Consider the following 16751-nt stretch of genomic DNA (forward strand, 5'->3'; position numbering starts at 1 on the left):
AGCCACCGACATTGGGTTCGCGAGAGCATTCGAGGTGTGATCAGCTACTTTAGCTGTGGATAGCTCTGGAAGAGGTGGGCCTGTGGAGGAGTGGACGAGGGCGGAACGAGTGCTCTTCGACAGGCTCAGGGCGCGGGGTGGGTGCGAGGCGCTACGCGACCCGCGCGGATAGTGCCCGCCAAAGCTCGGTATTCTCGATGGGGGCTTTGCCGACCTGACGAGGAGCACGTGTGACCCACATCGATGAGCCGGGGCGCGCCGGGGCGAGACAGCCGGCCGCGACTCTCGACGACTCCGTGAGGCTCGTCAGCGACGAGCGTTCGGGCGCCCACGCCGTGCTCATCCTCGATCGCCGCGTCTTTCCCGAGCACACCGAGTGGGTTCGGGCTGAGACCCCCCTCGAGGTCGCCGAGGCGATCCGAGCGATGGTCACGCAGAGCTCCGGCCCGCTCTATGCCGCGTACGCCGGGCTCGAACTCGCCGCCCTGCAGTCCCGCGGCCTCGCGGTCGACGCGGCACGCGCATCCCTGGCCGCCGCCGGCCACGCGCTCGCGACGGCGCGACCCACCAACGGACACCCCCGCGAGGCCGTCGACCTGGTGCTGCACGCGATCGAACAGGCCACCACCACGGCCGAACTCGTGGAGCGCGCCATCGCAGCCGTGCGCGAGGGCCTCGACGAATATCACGCGCGCAGCCGTCGCCTCGCCCGGCATACGGTCGAACTGCTGCCCGACGGCGCGAAGATCCTGACCCACTGCTGGATGGACTCCTATCTCATCGAACTCCTCGGCGCCGCGAACGAGGCGGGCAAGCACTACGACTGGGTCGCCACCGAGACGCGTCCCTACCTTCAGGGAGCCCGACTCACGGCGCACACCCTGCGGGAACTCGGCCAGAACGTCACGCTCATCACCGACGGAATGGGCGCGGCGGCCCTCGCCCCGGGATCGTCGATCGGCCCGATCGACGCCCTCGTCACCGCCGCCGACCGGGTGAGTCTCGACGGCAGCATCGCCAACAAAGTCGGCACCCTGGGCCTCGCGATCGCCGCGAACGCATTCGACGTTCCGTTCTATGCGCTGGTGCAGACACCGGATGCGACGCTCGCGTCGGGCGCGGACATCGTGATCGAAGACCGCGACCCGGCGGAGGTGCTGTCGACGCTCGGAACGCGCACCGCATCCGGCCTCGTGACCGACGCGTGGTATCCGGCCTTCGATGTGACCCCACCGCGCTTCGTCACCCGCATCGTGACCGACCGCGGAGACTTCGCCCCCGGCAACATCGCCGACTACTTCGCCGGAGAGAACTCGTGACCGTCGACTACGCCCTGCTCACGAATCGCGACGAGGTCGTGGGCTACCTCTCACACGTCGGCCTGCTCGGCTCACTCGCCGACAACCCTGCCGACGTGACCGTGCGCGAGGTGACTGCCGGCAACATGAACCGCGTGTTCATCGCGGCGGGCCCGCGGGGCAGTGTCGCCGTGAAGCAGGCGCCGCCGTTCGTGCAGGCTGCCGGCCCCGAGTGGCCCATCGATCCGGCGCGCATCGGCGCCGAGGCGAGAGCATACGAGCTGCTGGGCCGGCTGGTTCCGGATGCGGTGCCCTCGATCGTGCACGTCGACCTCGACCGCTTCGTGATGGTCATGGAAGACCTCTCAGCCCTCGAGGTTCTGCGCGACGAGCTGGTGCGCCAGGTTCAGGATGCGTCGGCCGGGCGGGCGGTGTCGTACATCGACTTCGGCGCGGTCGGCGACGTGGTGGGACGGTTCGTGGGCGAGCTCAGCCTTGCCACGAGCATCCAGGCGCTGGGCGAGCCGGCCCACGCCGAGCTCGTCGCCGCCTCTGCCAACGCCGAGCTGTGCCGGCTGACCACCGAGGTGGTGCTCGACGAGCCGTTTCGCGCACACGAGCACAACTGGTGGCATGCGTCGCTCGACGAGCGCATCGCCGCCCTCTATAAAGACCGCGAGGTGCAGGCCGGAGTCGCGTTCGTGCGCAAGCGCTTCGAGAACGCCGCGCAGGCGCTGCTGCACGGCGATCTGCACTCGGGATCCGTCATGATCGGATCGACTCCCGAGAAGACCCAGAAGGTCACCGTCTTCGACCCGGAGTTCAGCTTCGTGGGGCCGATCGGTCTCGATCTCGGGCTGTTCTGGTCGAATCTCGCCATCGCATCCATCGCCGCCCGGGCCGCGGGCCACGAGGGTCTCGCCGCCGCTCGTGAAGACGCGATCGCGGCGAGCTGGCAGGCCTTCGTCGACGTCTGGGACGACGACGACTCGGTCGACTTCGACGACGACTTTCTCGAGAGCGTGCGCTCGGATGCCTGGCGCTTCGCTGGCGTCGAGGCCATACGTCGGGTGGCGGGCTGGTCGCACGCCGCCGACCTCGAGAGCCTGCCATCCGACGCGGCACCGCGAGCACAGCGCGCCGTCTTCGACGCGGCCCGGCACTGGATCGTGACCGGAACTGCCGCACCCCTCACCCTGACCGACGACCCGACTTCGACCGACGCCCCTGGAGCAACACCGTGACCGACACCGCATCCCTCTCGCTGACCGCACGCACCCTCGTGGTCGATCTGGAGGGCACGACGAGCGCCGCCGGGTTCATTCTGGGAGACCTCTACGACTACGCACGTCCCCGCCTGCAGAGCTGGCTCGACGCCCACGCGAACGACGCCGCCGTGGCCGAGGCGCGGGCGCAGGCGATCGCCGATGCGGGGCTGCCGTCGGGCGCCGACACCGAGCAGGTCGTGGGCGTGCTGCACAACTGGATGGCGCAGGACGTGAAGGCCACGCCGCTCAAGACGCTGCAGGGCCAGATCTGGGCCGAGGGTTTCCGTCGCGGCGAGATCAACTCGCACTTCTTCGACGACGTCATTCCGCGACTGCGCGACTGGCACTCCAACGGTGTCGAGATCGCGGTCTTCTCCTCGGGCTCGGTCACCTCGCAGGTGCCGTGGTTCCGGCACTCGCCCGACGGCGACCTCACTCCGTTGATCACCGACTATTTCGACACGGTGAACGCCGGGCCCAAGAAGGTGGCGGCCTCGTACGACACCATCGCGGCGCGCCTCGGGGCTGAGCCCGCCGATCTCGTCTTCTTCACCGACAACCCCGATGAGGTGCGCGCCGCCCAGAACGCCGGATGGCAGGTGGTCGCGTTCTCGCGCGAGGGCGAGCCGTTCTTCGGCGCCGACTTCGGAACCGCCCCCGTGGTCTCGTCATTCGAGCACGTCGAGGTCACGGCGCCGTGAGCATCTTCGAAGACGGGCCCGTGACGGCAGAGGTGCTCGACCGTGCCGGCGCCTCGCTCGCCGCCGAGAGTGCGCGTTTCACCGCTCGCGGCTGGATGCCCGGAACGGCCGGCAATCTGTCGGTCACCGTGGGGCGCGACCCGCTTCGCCTGGCGGTCACGGCCTCCGGTCTCGACAAGGGCGAGCTGACGCCCGCCGACATCGTGGTCGTCGACGCTGACGGCGTCGGGGTGCTCGGCGAGGGCGGATCGGAGCAGCGCCCCTCGGCCGAGGCCGGCCTGCACGCACGCATCGCCGCGGTCACCGGTGCCGGAGCTGTTATCCATGTTCACGCGCTCGCGGCGGTGACCGCGGGGCACCACTGGCCCGAGGGCGTTGTGCTGCGCGATCTGGAGATGCTGAAGGGCATCGGGCACTCGGCGCACGGCGAGACAGTGACGATTCCCGTCATCGCCAACGGACAGGACATGACCGTGCTCGGCGACGCGTTCGAGGCGCTGTACGTGCGGCCCGCCTCGGGAGAGAACGATGTGCCCGCCCTGATCGTGGCCGACCACGGCATCTATGCGTGGGGCAGAGATCTGCGCCAGGCGCGCTGGCACCTCGAACTCACCGAGGCGCTGCTGCAGATTGTGCTCTCTCGGAGGTAGTCCTGCGAGTCGAACAGGCTCAGCCCGCGATGCTCGGAAGGGGCGTCAGGCCGAGGAAGGCGCCGGCCACCACGGCGCAGCCCACCGCGACGACCAGGAACACCCCCACCCAGACGATGCCCGGTATGTGGGTGAGGCGCGCGAGCTGGTCGGCATCCGAGTTTCGGGCCCGGCCGCCGCGTCTCACCCGCTGCAGCTCGATCGTGGCCCGAAGCGCTCCCAGCAGCACAAACGCCACGATGGCGGTGGCGACGAGTGCGCGCCAGCGCTCATCGAGCAGCCAGGTCGCGGCAAACACGAGGACGCCTGAGACGAGAACGCTCCACAGGCCGAACCAGTTGCGCACCTGCGCGAGCACCAGAACGAGGGCGGCGAGCAGCGCCCACAGCATGCCGGTCGCGTAGCCGGCCCCGAGCATCCAGGATGCGCCGAGCCCGAGAATCGCGGGAGCGGTGTAGCCCGCGAGAAGGGTCGCGATCATCGCGGGCCCGCGCGGCCTGCCGCGGCTGACGGTCACGCCCGACGTGTCCGAGTGCAGCCGGATGCCCGACAACTTTCGGCCGGTCAGCATCGCGACGAGCGCGTGGCCGGCCTCGTGCGCGATGGTGACGGCGTGGCGCGCGAGGCGCCAGCCGGGAGGGAAGAGCACGACGGCGGCCGCAACGGCGATGGCTATCCAGCTCTCCGCAGCGGGGAGGGCGGGCTGCTGGGAGGTCACGCGCTCCCAGAACGCGAGCAGTGCATCCACCCGACGAGCCTAGGCGACGGGGCTGTACGGGCCCTCGGCGTGCGGCGGGCTCCGCCGCGCATCGACTCGACGCACATGCACCCTCAATACCGACCTTCGATGCATACGCGCCGGGTCGATCACGCGTGCGGGATCCATCCGGCGGAAAAGCACAGTCATCGGTCGGGGAAGGTGCTTGTGTGCCGGGTCGATGTGCTGCCCTTCGACAGGGGTCAGGGGCGGGGTGTCAGAACTCGAAGCGAGTTGCTGCGGAGCGGAGGATCGCGGCGGTCTCTGCCGAGAGCGCTTCGACCGTGTCGAGGGCGCGGCGCTCCAGGACGAGCGCGCGACCGGCGCGCAGCACGCCGCGGGCCGCGCCCTCGCGCAGCACGGGGTCGAGGGTCTCGATGTCGCTGGCCTTGGCGAAGCCGACGATGCGCCGGATGGCCTTCGCCCCGGCGTAGACGGCGGCATCCTGCCTGAACTCGGCGAGCAGGGTGTCGAGCACATCGTCGCCCCAGACGCGCGGGTCACGACGCGACGGCCACAGTGACCGGAACTCGGCCTCGAACGCATTCCAGAGCGACGCGGGCAGCGAGAGGATCTCGGATGCCCGGTCGGGGCAGCCGAGCGCCACTGCCCGAGCCGCCGCGATCACGAAGTTGCCCCACAGCGCGCCGAGGTCGAATCCGGTGGGCCCGAAGAACCCGAACTCGCTGTCGAAGGCACGAACAGAAGACGGGATCCCGTCGGACGCATCGCGCACGAACACCGAGCCCGTGTGCAGATCACCGTGGATCAGTGACTGCGCGCTCGTCATGAACCGGTACTTCGCTATGCCGATCTCGGCCAGCAACGCGCGGTCGGCGCGCAGCGCGGCCACATCGGGCTCGTTCGCGGGCAGAACCGCATTGTGCGGGTGGTCGATGTAGGGCTCGGTGAACACCAGATCTTCGGTGATCTGGCACAGCTCGGGGTTGATCGAGGCCGCGGCCAGCCTCTTCTGCTCGAGCGGGTCGAGCCCGAAGACCGAGGTGTGAAAGGCGGTGCGCGCGATGTAGCGCCCGATTTCGGCCGCCGCGAAGCCGTGCACTCGCCCCTCGTTCAACTCGCCGCGCCAGACGGAATGGTCGCTGAGGTTCTCGATGGCGAGCACGTAAAAGTCGGAGTCGAAGTCGTAGAGCGCGGGCACGTGCTCGGCATCGGCCGATTCGTGGGTTCGCAGAACGAGCGCCTCTCGGGCGCTGCGCTCGCGCGTCATCGGCCAGCTCGGATCGGTGCGCACGTGCGGCAGCGATTGCTTGAGAACAAGCGATGCGCCGGTCTCGTCGTGCACGATGAACACTAGGTTCAGGTTTCCGTCGCCGACTTCGACCACGTCGAGTGGCCCATCCGTGCGGATGCGCGCGGCGAGCGCGGGTCGCTGGGCCAGATAGGCGGCTACGGTGTCGACGGTGAGCTGGCTGAAATCGGTCATAACCACGAGTTCTATGACGAGGTCGTGCTGCCGGCCGTGACGACCGTTCGGCGGCGCGAGAACGTGAAGCTGAAGAGCAGCGCGATGAGCAGCACGATTCCCTTGCCGAAGTCCTGCGCGTAGTAGGGCAGTCCTACCATGGTGAAACCGGTGACCATCACGGCGATCAGGATTGCGCCGAGAGCTGTTCCCCAGGCGTTGGGCCTGCCGATGCCGAGAACCGAGACGCCCACGAGGGCGACGGCCACGGCATCCAGAAGCAGCGAGTTGCCGGCCGATACGTCGCCCTGGCCGATGCGTGCACCGAGCAGCAGACCGGCGATCGACGCGAGAAGTCCACAACCCATGTAGGCGATGGTGCGGTAGAGCTGAACCCGGATGCCGGCAAGCCGGGCGGCTTCGGCGTTCGCGCCGACCGCGTAGAGGGCGCGGCCCCACCGCGTGCGCTCCAGGATGAACCACAGCAGCGCCGTGATCACCACGAAGATGATGACGGGCACGGGAACCGGCCCGAGGCTGCCCCTGTCGAGCCACAGGTAGTCGGCCGTGAACTTGCCCGGCGCGGTCGAGCCGTCAGCCAGTGACATCTGCGATGAGATCGACTTTCCGTCGACGATAAGCAGCTTGAGCCCGACGATCACGAACGAGGTCGCCAGGGTGGCGAGCAGGTCGGGGATGCGTGCAACGACGATGAGAAACGCGTTCAGTCCGCCAATGAGCAGGCCTCCGAGCAGAACGACGCCGATCGCGACGGCACCCACCTGATTGCCGATCACCATGGTCCAGGCGGCGATCGACACGGCGAATCCGGCGGAGGCTCCCACCGAGAGATCGATGCCGCCCACGGTGATCGCGAGCATCACACCCAAGCCCGCGATGGCTGTTGGCGCGATGAACTTGAGCATGCCGAAGACGTTGTCGACCGTGCGGAAGTTGGGCTCGGTGATCACGAAGAACGCGATGAGGGCGACGGTCACCCCGATGAATCCCCAGCGCACGACGAAGGCGGCTCCTCGCTCGGCGAACGAGGCGGTCTTAGGGGGGAGGGTGGCGCTGGTCATTTCGGGTGTCCTTCGGGCGGAACGGCGGAATGGTCTCGGGTGCGCGCGCCGAGGAAGGCCCCGACGATGCTCGCCCTGTCTGTCTCGTCGGCGTAGGCGTCGAGTTCGATCGCCCCGGCCACGAGCACGATCACGCGGTCGGCGACCTCAAGAATCTCATCGACGTCGCTCGAGAGTACAACGGCTGCCGCGTCGCCAGCCGCGACGAGGTCTTTCAGGCGATCGCCGATCTCGCGACGCGCAGAGATGTCGACGCCGCGGAACGGCTCGTCGAGAAGAGCGAGGCGCGGGCCGGCCGACAGCCACCGCCCGACGACGACCTTCTGCTGGTTGCCGCCGGAGAGGTCGTCGATCGACGCATTCGGCCCGGCTGTGACGACACCGAGCGAGTCGATCACCTTTTGGGCGCGCGAGGTCTCTCGGGCTGAGCGAAGAGTGCCGAGAGCCGACGAGATCTTGAGGAATGGGATAGAGATGTTGTGCGCGACAGACCAGCCGGGCAGCAGGGCCTGGCGCTGGCGGTCTTCGGGAACGAGCACGACGCCGCGGCGCAGCGCGTCGGAGGGCCGTTTCGGTGTGTACGGTTCACCGTCGAGCTCGAGGGTTCCGGATGCCGGCCGCGCGAGCCCTGCGAGAAGCTCGGCGAGCTCGGTCTTGCCGGCCCCGATGAGTCCGAGGATGCCGAGTACCTCGCCCGCGCGCACCTCGAGGTCGAGCGGGGGCGCTGCGGGAAGCAGTGGGACGCCGCTCACGCGGGCGACGACGTTCTGGCCGCGGCGGACATCCACCCGCGTCTGTTCGAGCTCGGTCGCGCGACCGAGCATGTCGTGCAGAATCTCGTGCCAGGCGAACGGCCGCTCGGAACTGTGCTGCACCAGCCCGTCGCGCAGCACAACCACGCGGTCGGCGAGCGCCTCGATCTCACCGAAGCGATGCGACACGTAGACGATCGAGAGGCCTGTGTCACGCAGGGCCCGGAGCACGGCGAAGAGCCGTTCGGCCTCGGCGGCTGTCAGGGCAGAGGTCGGCTCGTCGAGGATGAGGAGTCTCGGCGTGCCCCTGAGCGCCCGGGCGAGCACCAGCAGCTGGGCATCCGAGATGCTGAGCCGGGCCGCGTCCTGCGCGAGCAGGGAGTCGGGCCAATCGAGGCCCAGGGTGGCGAGGGCGGCGCGGGCGTCGAGAAGCGACTGCTTTGCGTTGCGAAGCGGATGCCGTGACGCGCTCGCCAGGTCGTCGAGCACCACGTTCTCGGCGATCGAGAGCCCGGGAACGATGCCGTCGGCGACCTTCTGATGAACGGTGGAGATGCCGTGGGCCTTGGCGAGCACGGGGGAGGAGAGGTGCAGCACGGTGCCGTCGACCGCGATGTCGCCGGAGTATCGGGGATTGGCGCCCGAGAGCGCCTTGATGAGGGTGGACTTGCCCGCGCCATTTGCGCCGAGCAGGGCCGTGATGCGGCCGGCGAAGAAGTCGAGCGTCACATCGGTGAGTACGACATTCGAGCCGTAGGCCACGGAGACGCCCGAAAGGGAGACGACCGGCGACAGTGTCGCCAGCTCGCCTCCCTCAGGGATGGACGATTCGATCACGAGTTGGCGGGAAGCCAGTCTGCCGTGACCTGGTCGGAGAGGTCGAGGCTCGGCTCCTTCTCGCGCAGCGAGGTGACGTTGTCGATCGAGTTGTCGGTGAGGAACGACTGCGTGATCGTTTTGGCCGGGAACTGCACGTCGTCTTCATCGAGCTGGCCGGCGAGCTTGAGTGCGAGCGAGCGCACCACGGCCGCGCCGACGGCGGAGGGGTCGGTCGCCGAGGTGGCGACCCAGGGGCTGCCGTCGGCCGTGATGACCTCGATATCGGCGTTCGAGATGTCGATGCCGTAGACCTTGACCTTCGAACCGAGGTTGTTCTGGTTCACAGCCTGAACGACGCCCTTCGTGATTTCGTCGTAGGGGGCGAAGATCGCCTTGACATCGGGGTTCTGCTTGAGGGCGGCGTCGACGAGCGGGATGTTGTCGGTCGCGGTCGACTCCGAGACCTTGCCGGTCGAGAACACCACGTCGAGCTTGTGGTCGGCGACGTACTTGTTCCAGACGACGGCGCGGCGGTCGAGGGCTGCGTAGCCGGTGGCCGAGACATAGCCGACCTTGGCGCCGTCTCCGACGTCGTCGATGAGCTGGTCGAGAACACCCGAAGCCATCGATTCGTCGGACTGCGAGGTGGTCACGACGCCGGTCGCGTCGGTGAGTGCGAGGTCGTAGACGACCACGGGGATCTTCTCCTCGACGGCTTTCGTGATGAGCGGCTGCAGAGTGTCTGTGTTGCCGTGGTCGACGATGATGGCGTCGGGCTTGGATGCGATGGCCTGCTCGAGGTCGCTGGCCTGCTTCGCGTTGTCGTTGCGTGCGTCGGTGACCGTGAGGTCGATGTTCGCGGACTTGGCCTGCTTTGCTGCCCCCGAGCCCCATGCCTCGAAGTAGTCGCCGGCCCCGGACTGCCGCACGAGGGCGACCTTGACCGGGTCGCCGTCGAAGGGGGCGGGCAGGGCAGCGGATGCGGTGGCCGGCGCGTCCGTCGACGCCTCCGACGTGGTGCCGTTCGACTGGGCGCAGGCCGACAACGCGAGCACTGTCGTCGCGGCGAGCACGAGTAGGGGGATGCGGCGCGAGATGGCCATGGTTTCTCCTGAAAGCTGTGGGTAGGGAAGCGTGGGTAGGGCAAGCGAATCGGGCCGCACTGCCGAAGGGGCGGAGTGCGATGATCAGATTCAACCAGCAGAGACCATCGCCTTGACGCCGTATGACCTCGTATTACTCGTGTGGCCGCGCCTGTGTCCTGATCGTTACGATTGGCGTATGACTCTTCTGACCGTGTGGGACGAGAACAACGCCTCCACCCCCGAACTCCAGACCCGCGACGCGCAGGTCATCACCGACGTGCTCTCGACGCTCGGCGCCCGGTTCAGCCGATGGGAGCTCAAGGAGCTCTCGGCCGAGCCGACGCAGGACGAGGTTCTCGAGGCATACCGCGACGAGATCGATGCCGTCAACGCCGCGCAGGGGTACACCCTCGTCGACGTGGTCTCGATCGTCGACGACAACTCGCCCGAGTATCTCGAGCAGGCTGCGACCGCCCGCCAGAAGTTTCTGAGCGAGCACCGCCACGACGACGATGAGGATCGCTTCTTCGCTCGGGGCAGCGGCGTCTTCTACCTGCGCGCCAACGGCAAGGTCAACGCTGTGTTCTGCGAGGCCGGAGACCTGATCTCCGTTCCCGCGAACACCACCCACTGGTTCGACATGGGCACGCGCCCGGAGTACGTGTCGGTGCGGTTCTTCCACGACGACGACGGCTGGATCGGAAACTTCACGGGCAGCGAGATCGCGAAGGACTTCGCGACCTACGACGAGCTCGCGAGCGTTCCCGCCTAGGTCAGCTGTAGGCGCTGGGGGTGGGCAACGCACCCGTGAGGGCGAAGTCGCCCACCTCCTGCGCCTTGTAGACGACGGGGTCGTGCAGTGTGATGGTGCGCGCATTGCGCCAGAACCTGTCCATGGCCGCCGACTCGCTGGTGGCGCGCGCGCCCATCAGTTCGAACGCGGTCGACGTGACGTGCAGCGCCGTGCGTGTCGTCACGACCTTTGCAGCGGCGATCTCCACAGCTGCTCTGCCGCGCTCCTCGTCGCTGAGTTCCCATCCCTTATTGGCGGCGTCGACGAACAGGTTCGTCGCGCTCCACGTCAGTGCATCCGCGGCTCGGGTCTGAGCGGTGAGTTCGCCGATCGTCTGCCGGATGTACGGGTCGTCGACCGCGTTCTCTACCCCTGACATCGCCCATGCGCGCGTCTTGGTGCGCGCGTAGTCAGCCGCCTCGGCAAGCGCGCCCTCGGCGAGCCCCACGTGGATGTGGTTCATCGCGAGCTGGAACGCCAGGATTGACAGCGATCCGTAGGGTCGGTACAGCTCGCCATCCTGTTCGTTCGGGCCGAGCACGTGCGCGTGCGGAACGGCAACGTCGGTGAATGACACCGATCCGGATGCGCTGAGGCGCTGGCCGATGTTGCTCCAGTCGTCGTGGTGCACGACTCCAGGGGCTTTCGCATCGATCACGATGGCCAGGCGCTCGCCCGTGTCGACCCTGGTTCCGCTCGCCGTCACCCGGTCTGCCACCTGCGCGCCGGTGGCGAAGAACTTGCGGCCTGACACCGTGAAGCCGTCGGCTGTCGGTGTCAGCTCGAGCCCGGCATCCCGCGGATTGCCTGCGCCGCCCCAGAACCAGGACGAGGCGGAGAGGCCACGATAAAGGTCGTCGATCACATGCTGGTTTTCGTTCAGCTGAATGCGCCACGAGTTCACGAAGTGGTATGCGATCACGTGGCCGAGCCCCGCATCGGCGCGAATGATCGGGCGGAGCGCCCGCAAGACGGTGTGCCAGTCGAGCCCGCCGCCGCCGAGTCGGGTCGGTACCAGCGCGGGTAGCAGGCCGGATGCGCGTAGCGCCGCGATCTGATCGAACGGCGCGCGGCCGTCGGTGTCGGCTCGGGCCGCGTCTGCGGCGAACCGCTCGGCCAGCGACTCGGCCGCGTCGAGGGCGGCCTCCTCAGAGGTGATCACGATAGGGGAGTGATGGTCTGACACGGTGGGCTCCGGTCGGGTGCGGTGGGTGAAAATCGTTCATTACCACTATGCCGTGCTCGGCCGACGGGGGCTGCCCGAGGCCTGGCCGAAGCGCTAGCTTCTTGCTATGACCTTCAACGACAACGCCAAGCTCGACACGAGTCGCGTGTCCAAACGCGGTCGAAACACCGGCATCGCGGTGGGCGGCGGTAGCGCTGTCGTGGTTATCGGGCTTTTTCTGCTTTCTCAGCTTCTGGGCGTCGACCTCACCGGCCTTGCGGGTGGCGCACAGCAGGGCACTCAGAACGAGGAGTCCCTCGAGAAATGCGACTTCGGATCCGACGCGAACGCCGACGTCGAATGCCTGATGGTGGGAGCGGAGAACTCGCTCTACGACTACTGGACAGATGAGGCCCCGGCTCTGGGAGTGGCGTTCACGCCAACGAACGACATCAATCTGTTCACTGACTCCATCGGCACGGGCTGCGGCCAGGCTTCCAGCGCCACCGGCCCGTTCTACTGCCCGCCCGACCAGTCCATCTACATCGACACCTCGTTCTTCGACGAGTTGCGCACGCAGTTCGGGGCCACCGGCGGAACCCTCTCGGAGATGTATGTGGTTGCGCACGAGTACGGCCATCACATCCAGAATCTTCTCGGTGTGATGGATCGCACCGATCGCACAGACACCGGGCCGACTTCCGACTCCGTTCGTACCGAGCTTCAGGCCGACTGCTTCGCCGGGGCGTGGGTGGCCGCGGCATCCACCACCGAAGACGTCGACGGCGTTACGTTCCTCAAGCCGGTGACGGATGCGCAGGTCGCCGATGCGTTGAACGCTGCGTCGGTCATTGGTGACGACCGCATCCAGGAGATGGGCTCGGGCCAGGTGAACCCCGAGACGTGGACTCACGGATCGAGCGAGCAGCGCGAGAAGTGGTTCCAGGCCGGGCTCAAGAACGGCGCCGGCAGCTGCGACACCTTCTCGATCAGCGGGTCAGAGCTGTAGCCATGAAGAGGGAGCGGGTCACGACGCACATCGACGATGTGCGCCGTGCCGACGCGAGCGACGCGCACGCGATCGCGGAGGTGATCCACTATTCGACCGAGGATTCGATGCCGTGGCTCGGCGGCCGCAACACGATCGAGGAAGACCGCTGGTGGACGTCGAATGTGCTGCTGCACAAGACGAAGGCGTGGGTCGCGACAGTCGACGGCAACATCGTGGGCGTCGTCGCGCTGCACGACGGATGGCTCAGCCAGCTCTTCGTGCGCACTACGGCGCAGGGATTCGGCGTCGGGCACCGGCTGATCGAAGTCGCCAAGCGGGAGAGCCCCGAGGGCCTGCGGCTCTGGGCGTTCCAGCGCAACGCGGTCGCCATCCGTTTTCTCGAGAGCGTGGGATTCTCGCTCGTTCGAGAGGCCTGGTCGACCGGCCGCCACGCGGCCGGTGACGCCGAGGGCGAGCCCGACAAGCTCTACCGCTGGGTTCCCTGAGCGCGCGTCGCGAATCGCGTCGTAATCCGGATGGCGATGGTCGTGATCACCACGACGGCCGCGGCCACGATGGCGGCGATCGTGGCGGGCTGAGACACGAGTGTGCCGATCGTGCGCGACACTGCGACCCAGGCGAGACCCCACGCGAGCGATGCTGCGGGGGTGAGCCGGCCCCGGCCCCGGATCGCGATCAGTACGCCGACGAGTGCGGCCACGGCGAGCACGATCACGGCCCAGGCATCCTGGCCCCAGCCGAAGCCGTCGAATCCGGAGACGGTCAGTCCCGCCGTCAGGTTGGCGGCCGTGGCGATCGAGACCCAGCCGAGGTAGAGGCCCATCGTTCCGTCGAGCACGATCGTCTCAACCAGCCCGGTCGGCCGTCCATCGACCAGAAGCAGGAAGGTGCGGGCGAGCACGGCCAGCAGCAGCACGATGACGACGCAGGAGAGGGCGAGCTGATCGAACTGCACGCTGAGGATCCAGGCGGCATTGAGCACGAGTGAGGCCGCCACCCAGTAGCCCACCAGACGCTGCCGCGGAGCGGACGCCCGGGCGGGCAGCAGCTGCCACACCGCGTAGGCGAGGAGTCCGAGGTAGATCACCGACCAGATGGAGAAAGCGGGGCCGGCGGGCGCGATGGGGGTCGAGTCGGCGCCGAGCGCACCGCCTGCGGCATTCTGGATGGGCGTTCCGCCCGCAGCTCCCGAGCCGATGAACGATCCGACCACGGCGATCACGGCGCTGACAGCCACGGTGATCTGGCGGGCGCGATCCGAGCGTGTTGCGGTGGATGTCGACGACATGGGGAGCCTTCCGATTGGTCAGCCAGCTTACTAATTGACGGTAGCTTACATTTGGACAATGAGCGAGGAGCCGACGACAGAAGCCCGGGGGGCTTCCGCTGCCGGCCCGAACATGCACGACTGGCCCACGGGGCGGCTGCTCGCCACCGCATCACGGCTCGTCGAGCACGCCTGGATCGAGACGCTCGATCGACTGGGTCTCACGCACGCCGGGCTCGTCGTTCTGCATCTGCTGCAGGAAAAACCTCGAAGCCAGACCGATCTGGCCCGCCTCGCACGCGTAGAGAACCAGACCATCTCCCGCACTCTCGAGCGGCTGCAGCGCGAGGGTTTCATCGAGCGAACCGCCGACCCCGCCGACCGTCGACGGCACATCGTGACGGTCACGCCCGCCGGCGTCGATGTCTGGAACTCGGCGCGCACGCTGGAGCGCGACATGATGCCGGAGGTCGACGCTCCGGAGGCCTTCCGTGCCGCACTACTGGCGATCATCGCCTCTTCCGCCGCGAAGCGCTGGGAGCCGGAGGCCTGAAGCGCAAGCCCCGCGGGGCATCCGATCGATCATGCCACGCTGGAGGAACCGCATCTCATTTCGGATAGAAGGAAGCTCATCATGGCAGCACGACTCATCTTCGGACTCGGCGTGGGCCTGGCCGCAGGCTACGTTCTCGGCACCAAGGCCGGACGCGCGAAGTACACCGAGCTGAAGGCCCGCGCGAGCGATGTCTGGCATGACCCCCACGTGCAGAAGGCTGTTTCGGACGCCGGCGATCTTGTGCGCGAGGCCGCACCGGTTGTTCAGGAGAAGCTGGTCGATGTGGCCAAGGCCGCGAAGGACAAGGTCACCGGGTCGCCGTCTGACGGCACGTCACCGGCAGACTCGTCGTCTGCAAGCTGAATGGCTGACAGCGCTGTGACTGCCGACGAGAAGCGCCACGATCAGCTGACCACGGCGCCGAAGTCGACCGAGGCCGACGCCGAGCCGCGTATCGAGGTGTCGAAGCATGACGGGGTGACGCGGGTCGACATTCGTGACGACGCTTCGTTCCGACCTGGGGCGGGCGCCGAGGGGCGATCCGATTCGTAGACTGAGGCCATGAAGGTCAACCCCTACTACTCGAAGAAGCCGCAAGACACGCACGTCTTTCACGACGATCGCAACTGCGAGGTGGGCAAGGCGATTCCTGTTGAGAACAAGAAGTTCGGCACCAACGGTTACCCGCACTGCCCGAAGTGCACCGCGCTGGCAGGCAAGTAGCTCCAGGCTACGACCAGTCGATCCGGTCGAACTCGCGTCGTAGTCGTACTCCTCGTGACGGGCTGACGCTCTCGACCCAGGCGAGTCGTCCTAACAGATGCGCTCGAAAGTCGGCGTGCTGGGCCCTGTTCTGGCCGTGGGGACCGTGCACCGCGCAATTGTGCAGGATCGCCTTCAGTTCGTCGAAGTAGGGCCGGTCGACGGCGACACCATCGTTGACGACGAGACCGGTCACGCTCTGCCGGGCCCCGCGGCCAGAGATTCGGGTCTTCGATTCGTTGAGCAGGTGCCCCTCGTCGAGCACGATCCTCGCGACACCCGCGATGAATGTGGCCGCCGCTCGACCGCGCAGCCCTTCGCCGCTGAAGGCGAGATCGTCGGCATAGCGGGTGTAGGCAGCACCGGATGCCGCCGCCCAGCCGTTCAGTCGGGTATCGAGGCGGCGAACGGAGAGATTCGATAGAGCCGGCGAGGTCGGCGATCCCTGCGGCAGGTGCGATCCTGAGATCGCCTGTTTCAGGGCCAAGCGATCCTCGAGCGAGCCGCCCACGGGCATCCGGGCGCCGACCCACGGCGGAACCGCGTGCGTGCAGAGACCGGTGAGCGCGTGGGCGACGGCCTCAGGGTATCCGGCCTGCCGAAAGACGGAGTAGACGCGTCGGGCGGCGACCCGCGCGAAGAAGTTCTGCAGGTCGAGAGTGATGACGGTCTCGGCTCCGGCATGGGCTGCGGCACCGGTCACGGCGGAACGGCCCGGAACGAATCCGTGCGCCGCGTCATTCAGAGGCAGCGCAGTGAGGATCTCGCCGAGCACGCGGCGTTGCACCCGGCGCATGCGCGGTGTCGGAACCTCGAGCAGGCGGGGAGTGCGCCCGGGTCGTGCGAGCCAGTCGTAACTGTAGTGATGGAGCCGCCCGCGGGGAGTCCGGCGGTTGAAGTGTGCGGTGTCGGTGAGCCAGTCGAGCTGCCCCGCCGACACCCCGAGAAAGTCGGCGAGCTCGCCGAGTCCGGCGATGGATGGCACGGTCAGCGGCGTTGGGCCCATGCTCGCCGGCACAGTCTCGAGATGCGCGAGAGCGATGGATCGCCCGGCCTCGCGGGCGGCCTCTATTGCGCCTCGAAACGCGGTGCTTGCCTCGATCCACCGTGCGAGTTCGCGGTGCGCGTCTCTGGGTGGTCGACGGTAGACGTCGAGGATTCCGTCGACCAGGGGCCAGAGCCAGCCCGGACGTGCCCCGAGTGCCCGGCCGCAGGCATCCATCAGCGGATCGAATGCCCACTCGGGGGCGGCGAGCATGGCGTGGGAGAGGCCCACTGCTATCGAGTGCTGTTTCACGCTGCCCTGGAATGGATGCGACGAACCGCGGGCGACCGATCGATCGGTGCGGGCCCGCGAC

General features: G+C 67.8%; 19 protein-coding genes. 11 read left to right on the forward strand and 8 right to left on the reverse strand.

What is annotated here, in order from left to right; translation table 11 throughout:
• Window positions 1-230: 230 nt before the first annotated feature.
• From TZ00_RS05240 to mtnB, 4 genes are read left to right on the forward strand one after another with little or no spacing between them, the layout of a single operon-like run.
• Window positions 231-1319, forward strand: coding sequence for a translation initiation factor eIF-2B alpha/beta/delta subunit family protein (locus TZ00_RS05240; RefSeq protein ID WP_202965823.1), 1089 nt, complete (start codon window positions 231-233; stop codon window positions 1317-1319).
• Window positions 1316-2542 (forward strand): phosphotransferase, encoded by a 1227-nt coding sequence (locus TZ00_RS05245; protein ID WP_052521310.1) that lies wholly within the window; start codon window positions 1316-1318, stop codon window positions 2540-2542. Before TZ00_RS05240 ends, TZ00_RS05245 begins: the two co-directional genes overlap by 4 nt.
• Entirely contained in the window at window positions 2539-3267 is a 729-nt protein-coding gene (gene mtnC, locus TZ00_RS05250) for an acireductone synthase (protein ID WP_044439803.1), read from the forward strand. The genes TZ00_RS05245 and mtnC overlap by 4 nt, the downstream gene beginning before the upstream one ends.
• Complete coding sequence (gene mtnB / locus TZ00_RS05255; protein ID WP_238579585.1) at window positions 3264-3917, forward strand: methylthioribulose 1-phosphate dehydratase; 654 nt, start codon at window positions 3264-3266, stop codon at window positions 3915-3917. The genes mtnC and mtnB overlap by 4 nt, the downstream gene beginning before the upstream one ends.
• A gap of 19 nt (window positions 3918-3936) precedes the next feature.
• Here mtnB and TZ00_RS05260 read toward each other — a convergent pair whose 3' ends face one another.
• The 5 genes from TZ00_RS05260 to TZ00_RS05280 all read right to left on the reverse strand — a co-directional run bounded on the left by TZ00_RS05260 (window position 3937) and on the right by TZ00_RS05280 (window position 9856).
• Window positions 3937-4665 (reverse strand): M50 family metallopeptidase, encoded by a 729-nt coding sequence (locus TZ00_RS05260; protein WP_044439804.1) that lies wholly within the window; start codon window positions 4663-4665, stop codon window positions 3937-3939.
• 226 nt (window positions 4666-4891) lie between these two features.
• A complete protein-coding gene (gene mtnK, locus TZ00_RS05265) occupies window positions 4892-6121 on the reverse strand; it encodes an S-methyl-5-thioribose kinase (RefSeq protein ID WP_052521311.1) in 1230 nt (409 codons plus the stop codon).
• A gap of 11 nt (window positions 6122-6132) precedes the next feature.
• The gene (locus TZ00_RS05270; protein ID WP_044439805.1) at window positions 6133-7182 is read right to left on the reverse strand and encodes an ABC transporter permease; all 1050 of its coding nucleotides are present in this window, start codon (window positions 7180-7182) and stop codon (window positions 6133-6135) included.
• Window positions 7179-8771 carry a sugar ABC transporter ATP-binding protein gene (locus TZ00_RS05275; protein WP_238579586.1) on the reverse strand — a complete coding sequence of 531 codons (1593 nt, stop codon included), beginning with the start codon at window positions 8769-8771 and terminating at the stop codon, window positions 7179-7181. The genes TZ00_RS05270 and TZ00_RS05275 overlap by 4 nt, the downstream gene beginning before the upstream one ends.
• Window positions 8768-9856 carry a substrate-binding domain-containing protein gene (locus tag TZ00_RS05280; RefSeq protein WP_202965824.1) on the reverse strand — a complete coding sequence of 363 codons (1089 nt, stop codon included), beginning with the start codon at window positions 9854-9856 and terminating at the stop codon, window positions 8768-8770. Before TZ00_RS05280 ends, TZ00_RS05275 begins: the two co-directional genes overlap by 4 nt.
• A gap of 178 nt (window positions 9857-10034) precedes the next feature.
• Here TZ00_RS05280 and TZ00_RS05285 point away from each other — a divergent pair, with 178 nt between their 5' ends.
• Window positions 10035-10610 carry a 1,2-dihydroxy-3-keto-5-methylthiopentene dioxygenase gene (locus TZ00_RS05285; RefSeq protein ID WP_044439806.1) on the forward strand — a complete coding sequence of 192 codons (576 nt, stop codon included), beginning with the start codon at window positions 10035-10037 and terminating at the stop codon, window positions 10608-10610.
• Between the two features lies 1 nt (window position 10611).
• On the opposite strand, the gene TZ00_RS05290 is transcribed toward TZ00_RS05285, so the two are convergent.
• Window positions 10612-11793 (reverse strand): acyl-CoA dehydrogenase family protein, encoded by a 1182-nt coding sequence (locus TZ00_RS05290; RefSeq protein WP_238579587.1) that lies wholly within the window; start codon window positions 11791-11793, stop codon window positions 10612-10614.
• 130 nt (window positions 11794-11923) lie between these two features.
• On the opposite strand from TZ00_RS05290, the gene ypfJ reads away from it, so the two are divergent.
• Complete coding sequence (gene ypfJ, locus TZ00_RS05295; RefSeq protein WP_044439808.1) at window positions 11924-12805, forward strand: KPN_02809 family neutral zinc metallopeptidase; 882 nt, start codon at window positions 11924-11926, stop codon at window positions 12803-12805.
• 2 nt (window positions 12806-12807) lie between these two features.
• Window positions 12808-13293 carry a GNAT family N-acetyltransferase gene (locus tag TZ00_RS05300; RefSeq protein ID WP_044439809.1) on the forward strand — a complete coding sequence of 162 codons (486 nt, stop codon included), beginning with the start codon at window positions 12808-12810 and terminating at the stop codon, window positions 13291-13293.
• Here TZ00_RS05300 and TZ00_RS05305 read toward each other — a convergent pair.
• Window positions 13275-14096: a tryptophan-rich sensory protein gene (locus TZ00_RS05305; RefSeq protein ID WP_044439811.1), complete on the reverse strand. Its 822-nt coding sequence runs from the start codon at window positions 14094-14096 to the stop codon at window positions 13275-13277. The genes TZ00_RS05300 and TZ00_RS05305 overlap by 19 nt on opposite strands.
• A 58-nt stretch (window positions 14097-14154) precedes the next feature.
• Here TZ00_RS05305 and TZ00_RS05310 point away from each other — a divergent pair, with 58 nt between their 5' ends.
• The 4 genes from TZ00_RS05310 to TZ00_RS19915 all read left to right on the forward strand — a co-directional run bounded on the left by TZ00_RS05310 (window position 14155) and on the right by TZ00_RS19915 (window position 15354).
• The gene (locus TZ00_RS05310) at window positions 14155-14628 is read left to right on the forward strand and encodes a MarR family winged helix-turn-helix transcriptional regulator (protein ID WP_238579588.1); all 474 of its coding nucleotides are present in this window, start codon (window positions 14155-14157) and stop codon (window positions 14626-14628) included.
• 81 nt (window positions 14629-14709) lie between these two features.
• The gene (locus TZ00_RS05315; RefSeq protein ID WP_044439813.1) at window positions 14710-14994 is read left to right on the forward strand and encodes a hypothetical protein; all 285 of its coding nucleotides are present in this window, start codon (window positions 14710-14712) and stop codon (window positions 14992-14994) included.
• Window positions 14995-15183: a hypothetical protein gene (locus TZ00_RS05320; protein ID WP_044439815.1), complete on the forward strand. Its 189-nt coding sequence runs from the start codon at window positions 14995-14997 to the stop codon at window positions 15181-15183.
• 9 nt (window positions 15184-15192) lie between these two features.
• Window positions 15193-15354, forward strand: a complete 162-nt coding sequence (locus tag TZ00_RS19915) for a hypothetical protein (RefSeq protein WP_161793731.1) — start codon at window positions 15193-15195, stop codon at window positions 15352-15354.
• 7 nt (window positions 15355-15361) lie between these two features.
• Here TZ00_RS19915 and TZ00_RS19225 read toward each other — a convergent pair whose 3' ends face one another.
• Window positions 15362-16690 (reverse strand): reverse transcriptase family protein, encoded by a 1329-nt coding sequence (locus TZ00_RS19225; RefSeq protein ID WP_161793732.1) that lies wholly within the window; start codon window positions 16688-16690, stop codon window positions 15362-15364.
• Window positions 16691-16751: the final 61 nt, after the last annotated feature.

This window comes from Agreia bicolorata (assembly GCF_000938265.1).
GTDB classification, from domain to species: Bacteria; Actinomycetota; Actinomycetes; order Actinomycetales; family Microbacteriaceae; genus Agreia; species Agreia bicolorata.